Source organism: Cupriavidus sp. 01L45, assembly GCF_056399885.1.
In genome coordinates this window covers 1-7,419 of record NZ_JBFTSG010000112.1, presented here as the reverse complement: position 1 = coordinate 7,419, position 7,419 = coordinate 1, and the positions used below count along the sequence as shown (strand labels likewise).

Annotated in this window: 3 protein-coding genes and 2 pseudogenes; all 5 read right to left on the bottom strand. The window is 56.2% G+C overall.

The genetic code is table 11. From position 1 onward, the window contains the following. Nucleotides 1-189: pseudogene (locus tag AC1DT6_RS39700) on the bottom strand (toprim domain-containing protein); the annotation flags it as partial. A gap of 70 nt (nucleotides 190-259) precedes the next feature. Then, complete coding sequence (locus AC1DT6_RS39695; RefSeq protein WP_477111989.1) at nucleotides 260-2,548, bottom strand: DUF2357 domain-containing protein; 2,289 nt, start codon at nucleotides 2,546-2,548, stop codon at nucleotides 260-262. A gap of 3 nt (nucleotides 2,549-2,551) precedes the next feature. Next, entirely contained in the window at nucleotides 2,552-5,296 is a 2,745-nt protein-coding gene (locus tag AC1DT6_RS39690) for an McrB family protein (protein ID WP_441630221.1), read from the bottom strand. 225 nt (nucleotides 5,297-5,521) lie between these two features. Continuing rightward, a complete protein-coding gene (locus tag AC1DT6_RS39685) occupies nucleotides 5,522-6,382 on the bottom strand; it encodes a DUF6216 family protein (RefSeq protein WP_441630223.1) in 861 nt (286 codons plus the stop codon). Nucleotides 6,383-6,531: 149 nt separating this feature from the next. Beyond that, nucleotides 6,532-7,419 (bottom strand): annotated as a pseudogene (gene gyrB, locus AC1DT6_RS39680) (DNA gyrase subunit B); the annotation flags it as partial.

Below are 7,419 nucleotides of genomic sequence, written 5' to 3'. Positions count from 1 at the left end.
GATCTTGTACAGCGGCGGCTGGGCGATATACACGTGGCCGCGCTCGATGATGTCGGGCATCTGGCGGTAGAAGAACGTGAGCAGCAGCGTGCGGATGTGGGAGCCGTCCACGTCCGCGTCGGTCATGATGATGATGCGGTGGTAGCGCACCTTGTCGAGGTTGTAGTCGTCCTTGCCGATGCCGTGCCCAGCACGTCTCCCTAGAGATCCCGAAAGGGCAAGACAAAATCACGCTATCGCGGATGAGCGTTTTCATCACTCACCCAACACGGCAGGCTGACTCGATGACACCCCAGGACGTTCTAACAGGTGCCCCATACAACGGCCCTTGGCTCGTAGCGTATTGCTCGATTTTGGACGGAGAGAAGCCACGAAGCCACTGAAGTTGGTCTAGCCAGCGGAGTTGTACACACCAATACACTCCGCGCGGTTCCGGGTAGTCCATTGCAACCATGCCGGCCAAGGATATCTCTTCCGCATCAGACACGATCCGAGCGAGTGCAATCTGCTGCGTGGAGGGACAGTAGAGAAGAAGAAGTTGGCTGTGTAGTAGATCTGCACCAGCCTGGACTCCACCACTTCTGCCTTCCGCTCGAACATTGTAGGCCTTACGTTGCTCGATCCAGCGCCAATGCTCTCGGCTCTTCACGAACCCCAAAAGCACAGTGGTTTCGGGCGACGGCGTGGCGAGCAAGCGGGCAGATTGACCGGACAACGGTTCACCATACGCCTCCTCCAGCCAGTATCGCCCCCGCTCATGCCTGGTCAGGCGGGTTGCCACGTGATCAAGCACTTCACTGATAAACCGCTGCAATGCAGGTGCACCACTGGCGCTACCAATATCAGTTGGCCGAAGCGCAAAAGCACCGAGCCCTGGCAGTAGCTCATGGTATTCGAGATACTGATTGCTTCCTTCCTCGCCGTCGCCACCCGGATAGAGCACGTAGGCCCCTGCGGTCCGTCGGATGGCATCGCGGTAAGCATGCATCTTGAGGAGGTCTGCACGCAAAGCCCCCCCGCGTACCAGACTGACTGGCCCCTGTTGCAGGCCGGCATCCTCTTCCACGTCATCACCGGCGCCAAAGATTTCTTTGAGAAACTCGACCCGATACTTGGCGTCGAAATGAAGAGCGATCGGCTCAAAGGCGGCTGGCTCCCCTTCCGCCGGGCCAATCAGCAGAGAGTAATCTGGGCGCATTGGCCTTGTCCACGAAGCTACACCTCCCGAACCGGCGCGATAGGTCCGGTTAAAACAGAGCTCCACCACCATGCGCCGTCCAAAACGCTCTACCTCTCCCTTGAGAACAGTTTCAACGCCCGACTGAATCCCAACAGTAAGACCATCTTTACGCGACCGCACCAATGGCGTCATGTCAAATGTCTGTCCGACCAAATCGGCTACGACCTGCGCTAGCTGGATGAATGCCCAATATTCATAAAGTGTGGCGACATCCCTCAACCCCGCGCCATATTCCTCGGACGAATCATGCCAGGATAGGCGGGCTGCAAACTCAAGCTCAACATAGGCCTTAAAGATGTCCCTGTAACCCTCGCGCTTCTGCAGGACCTGATCATCAGCGGGAAATCGCACCATCTTACCCACCTCGGCAAACAGGTCGTGGTGCAGGATCTTCTCCAGCTGTGTCATAACAGCGGCGATTTCGCGGCGGCCCCGAGTAGTTGCCGGTGTCGGCTGCCCCATTGCAAGGCCTAGATCGATATCACCAAGAATCTGAGACCAATGTTCAAGGGCAAACTTCACGAAGCGATTGGGTGTTGTGTCATGCGTCGCCTCGGTTCGCCGGCGCTCAAGCCGTGAAGGCACGGAGGGAATGGTGCCGCCCGGCCATGCGGATCGTTGCCCGGCCTTGGCAAGCTGCCGTAGGACGTGAGAGTCCGCGCGCATTCCACTGCCAGGCCGAACAAATTCGCTGGCCACGTCCCACGCAGTGTGTGGCCGGCGAAGAACCTCTCGAATAGCCCCTTGAAAGCTCTCACTTTCTAACAAGGCTCGCAAGAACGTGAAGCGCTGATAGAGCGTCACCGCGTCTCGCGTATCATCCTGCTCAAATCGAGCGTCGCTGACCGCGAAGCGGTCCATCACAAGCTCCGTCATTCGCTCAGCGATATCGCGAAGCATCCAACGATACTCAGAGAGGTAAGTGAGCTTTCGGGAACGTACCTCGATCTCCTGCTGCCCCAGCACGACAGGACCCTCGCGGAGCACGACGCGAACGGTACCGGTCGATAGTCCGGGTCGGAGACGACCTGACAGCCCTTCGACAGTGTCGGGCTGAAAGATCTCCTCAGGGTCTGCGGTGATACTACATATACCCGGTGCAAGGTTCTTCCATGTGTATCGGTACTCCATTCCCTCCAGCAACTCCATGGCGCAGACAGTCTCATCGCCATACTGGAGCCCGGCTGAAGCCCAGAGCGTCGCGGGCGATGCGCTACCTCTCCGAGGCAACACCGCTACATTCAGTACGGCGACGGTCGCGCCAGACGGCGAAAGCAATGGAGTCGATGCTTCGGAAACGGTACGCACGACTTACTCTGTGAAGCTAGCGAATTGGTTTGCACGTAGGCTGCGGAGCATGCGAAGAATCTTCGCGTACGAAGTTGGTAGCTCAGCGCCTTGCGCCGGTATCTCTTCAACACCTGCGGTTTGCAGCTTGTCGTCACTCGTGATTGACGCGGGCAGATCACGACAGAACTGGGCGAGAGCCAGTAGTGGGAGTTCGAGGCGTCGCCGTGATCCGTGTAATCTAGGCAAAACCTTCTGCATAACGATCCGATCCAGGACTGCGTTCAGACCACTGATACCAGCTTCTTCTGCCAGCGATGCAAACCGAATCGCCTCATAGAACACTCGATGACCGAACTCAAGGTTATAGCGACTTAGCAGTTCGTGAAGGTGCTTCAGGCGCGGAGTAAGCTCATCAATTGAACCGCTTTGGTGAGTCAAATGCCAATCATCGTCTCGCGCGATGGTCAGCAAGCCTCTCACCAGCTCGGCATCGCCCGGAGCGCACGGCGTAGGCTTCCGCGCCTCAATCGATAGGTCGCTCGACTGCACGCGAAACTCAAAGGTGTTGGCACGATCCAGTACCTTTGGCGAGAACATATAGGTAGTTTCGTCAACGTTGACCGTGCCAACTATCCACAGATTGCGTGGGATTGGTACTCTTGCGTCCTCGCCGGCACGCACACGCCAACATCCATCCGTACCTCGTTGAAGATTTGGTAGGCAAGGTTTGTCAGACTCCATACCAGACAGCACGTCTGCGAAGTAGCGCTCTACGTGCGCAAGATTCATTTCGTCTAGCAGCAAGACGTATGGATGCTGCGGGTCTGCAACTGCCTTCAAGATGAATTCGAGTGGAGCAGGAACCGCCCAGGCTGGGCGTCCGTCGAGCTCCCGCTTTAGTGCATCTTCATAGCCAAACAAGGTCTCGGCGCCTGTCCAGTCAGGACGCACCGCTGCAACGTGGAGCCGATCGTCACCTAACCACTCACCAAATCGGATGGCGATTTGCGTCTTGCCAGAACCGGATAGCCCAGTCAGGATAACTAGCGGCTTTGTGACGATACTTGAGACGAAGGCGGAGACAAGCGTGTCATGCTGATCGCCGAACTTGACGCCGGAAGCTTGTAACGCTTCGCTAAACGCGAGCACCGCCTCCCGTAGATTGGCCCTAACCGGCAAAGGCATGTCCGGCTCCACGGGCTCAGTAGCCTCCATCGGCATATCGGTACTCCCGGCGGACAGTACCCCAGCATAGACATCGATCAGATCATCCAGCTCCTGCTGCAGTTCAGGAATTGGAAGTGGCTGAGAAATGTCATATGCAGCGCGGACGAATGAGGCGCCGTATCGATCGGGGCTGTGGCCGTAACGATCTTTGAACCACTCTCTTACTGTTTGTGCTCCGTCTAGGTCGCCCCAGCTCAACCGCGCCGCCCCCTCTTCACTCACGCCATAACAAAGCAATAGTTGCCGCTTATCCCTGAACAGCAGCAGCACGGGGTACACGCCCTCGGACACGGATTGCCCATCGCCGAGGAACGCAATCCATGGGATTCTTGCGAAATTTCCTTTTCCAAAACTCACACGTACTTTCAGTCCCTGGTATTCACGGAGGTAACCTTGCGCACTTAGTTCCTTACCTGACTCGGCTTGCTCTAGGAATCGCTGCATCAATTCTGCGATACCGCTCTCGGCCTCATCCTTGGGCTTAATTTCAAAGCCAAGGCGACGCAACAGACGGAAGGCTGACGACTCCTCACCACCGGAGAAATTGGCGCGATCCAAAGGCTCCCCGGTTGCATGCTTTACTGCAAGCGATAGCACCAATTTCGGTGGGTACCGATTTCCGTCATCCACAAGATCGTAGCCCGTCGATTCGGCATCCTGAGGCACACCGTCTTGCTGGATTTCCGCGATGGCTTGGCGGACATGCTCTGCCATCACGCTCTCCGTGGCTGCCGCAAAGGTCTCACTCCTCCACTCGCCCTTGAGTGGCGGCACGTAGTAGTCCAGCTGCGTGGTGCCCCGCTCGACTTCGAGACGCTTGCGTATCGATTGCAGCTCACGATCCAGCTGCACAGCATCCATTCGATTCACTTCTCGGCGATCCCGCTTTGAGTAGTGTCGAACGATGGTCTTCCGATCATTCTGGCCGAAGATGCGTTCGAAGTCGTCCGGGAAGAGAAGGAAGAGCAGCATGTGGCGGAGCTGCCTCGCTTCCCAATCGGGCACCTCCTTGAGCCATTCGTCGAACTTCCAACCGTCTTCCATCAGCCGCTGCCGCTCACCGGCATCTAGCTCACGGAAGCGACGCATGAAATTGATGAGGAACACAAGTTCGCGCCACTGATTCTGGTTGAATCCAGGGCCCGCACTTCCGACCCCCGCAAGGGCGTCATCATCTAGCCAGCGGGAATTCGTTGGGGCCTCTTCACTTGACCATGCCCATACGGTCTGCACGGTCTTCCGTTTATGTGCGGGAGTCAGGCTGCTTGGGCAGAGATACATAACCCACATCATCTCTGCCACGAGCTGTTTAGCGGCGCCGTCTGTCGGCGCTAGTTGCTGCTCTAGCTTCTGCAGGAACTTGCCATCGCCTACATCCGGTCGCCGAACGAAGTACTCGTCGAGAACATCGAGCAAAGACGATGTCCAGAGCTTATTGCTAGTAAGCACAGAGCCACCACCGAGCAGCGCGGAGTCGCGCCAATGGGCGGCAGCCTCGAGGATGGGCTTTGAATCATCGTCTCCACAGTACCGGCTCATGCCACTTCGCTCCTCGAAATATATACTCAGCAAATTCCTAGCCAAAATGACCGCGTATCAGCAATCTTTATGCTGACGGAATGGGGTCGTTTCGACAAGATCGTACCTTTTATGCTCACGTGGCGATACCCTAAGCATGAGGTACACGTCGGAAACGTGCGATAGCGAATCATCGATTTCCAGGCGGACGTTCCTGCGCTCGGCACCGTGTATCGGTTTGGCCCTCTACGATTGAGCAGCCTTCTTGCCGTCGTCAGCGAAATCAAGAGCTAGGCACTCCCTCTTCGCCAATCTAGCCGACATTGCATTGGCATTCACGCCGCACGAGACGTAAGCCAAGCACATAAGGGCGATAGTTGCAAGAAATCCAGAAATGAATGGGAGCATTACTCTCTGCAGCTGCACGTTTGTGCGCACATACTCCGACGCTCTCCCGTCGACGATAAGATCGCATATCGCGTCCACCTCGAAGCCTTTGAATTCAGTCGCAAGCGTGATAGCGGCGCGGTCTTCCTTGCACTGTTTCGTGCCAAATGAGACATCTGACCAAAGCATCACTGCATTGTCTTTCGATAGCAGAAAGGTAAGACCACTATCCTTTGTGCGCAAAATTGCGGACGATTGAATTGCCCCAACAGCAACTAGCAACGCGACAACAAAGAAGGTAATAAAGATTGTGAACAGAGGCCCTAGCGTCCATATTCCTGGCAACTTGGAAGGCTCTTTCAACCCAGGTCGCTCAATATCGAAGTACTCCCCACATGCTTTCACTGCATCAATGTTCTCGTTATGGGCACTCGTCCAATTGATCAGCTTGTGGGCTTGTGCGAGCGTCCTGGCAGGTACTCCAGTCGTGAATCTAAACTGCATTAAATTTGTCTGTCCGCTCAAGAACGTAGCAATAGCCTGATCGGTATTTTTTGAATTTCTGTCAAACCGAGCCCACAGCCTTGTCATTAGACTATGCGTTGATCTCGTCCGCCTCCAAACCAACCAGGCCACCAAGATGGAACCGAGCAATACCGACGAAATTCCTAGTGCTGTACCCAGGCTTGCTAGTCCCTTTACCCCTTCAAATATTTCCAACTCACTCTCCTCTAAACGAGATCATCTGTATTTTCTCCGCAGATGTAGTTGAGATGCAGAAGCATCACTTTACGATGCATTGACAAAAAAAAGGCCAACCTCGATACGAGGTTGGCCTTTTTTTAATTAGAGATTTTTAGCGACGTTGTTCAAACATCAATATTCCGAGCCACCAAAGCATTAGACTCAATGAAGTTCCGCCGCGGCTCAACCTCATCCCCCATCAGCGTAGTAAAAATCTGATCCGCCGCAATAGCATCCTCAATCTGCACCTTAAGCAGTCGGCGCTGGGTAACGTCCAAAGTAGTCTCAAACAACTGCTCAGGATTCATCTCCCCCAGCCCCTTATAGCGCTGACGAGACACCCCACGCTCGGCCTCAGACAACAACCACTGCATGGCAGCGTGGAAGTCATTCACCGTCTGGTCGCGCAGCTTCTCGCCCTCGCCACGGCGCACCTTGGTGCCTTCCGCAATCAGGCCCTGGAAGGTCTTGGCGGCCAGCGACAGCGCAGCGTAATCAGCACCGTGGACAAAGTCAGCGTCCAGGTGAGACAGGCGCACATTGCCATGATGCCGGCGGGCGATCATCAGGCGGTGCTTGTCCGTCTTCTCATCAAACTGCGCATAGACATCCGCCGTGCCGTCGTCATTCACCGCGGCGCCCAGCAGCGTCTTGGCGTGCATTTCCGACAACTTGGCCTTCAGCGCGGTAGCTGAGGCCTCAGCAGCGGCAGCGCTGTCCAGGTCCAGCTCGATGCCGTCGGCAATGGCGCGCAGGGCGTCGCTGTCCACGATGCGGGCCAGGCGGCCGATCACGGCTTCGGCCAGTTGGTACTGGCGGGCCAGTTCGGTCAGGGCGTCGCCGGCGACTTCGCTGCCGTCGGGGTTGACCAGGGCGGCCTTTTCCATGGCCAGGCGCAGCAGGTAGGCGTTGAGCTCATTGTCGTCCTTGATATAGCGCTCTTCCTTGCCGTGCTTGATCTTGTACAGCGGCGGTTGGGCGATATACACGTGGCCGCGCTCGATGATGTCGGG

Coding starts and splice junctions, on each gene's coding strand:
- AC1DT6_RS39690 (WP_441630221.1), bottom strand. CDS start 5,296: ATGAGCCGGTACTGTGGAGACGATGATTCAAAGCCCATCCTCGAGGCT.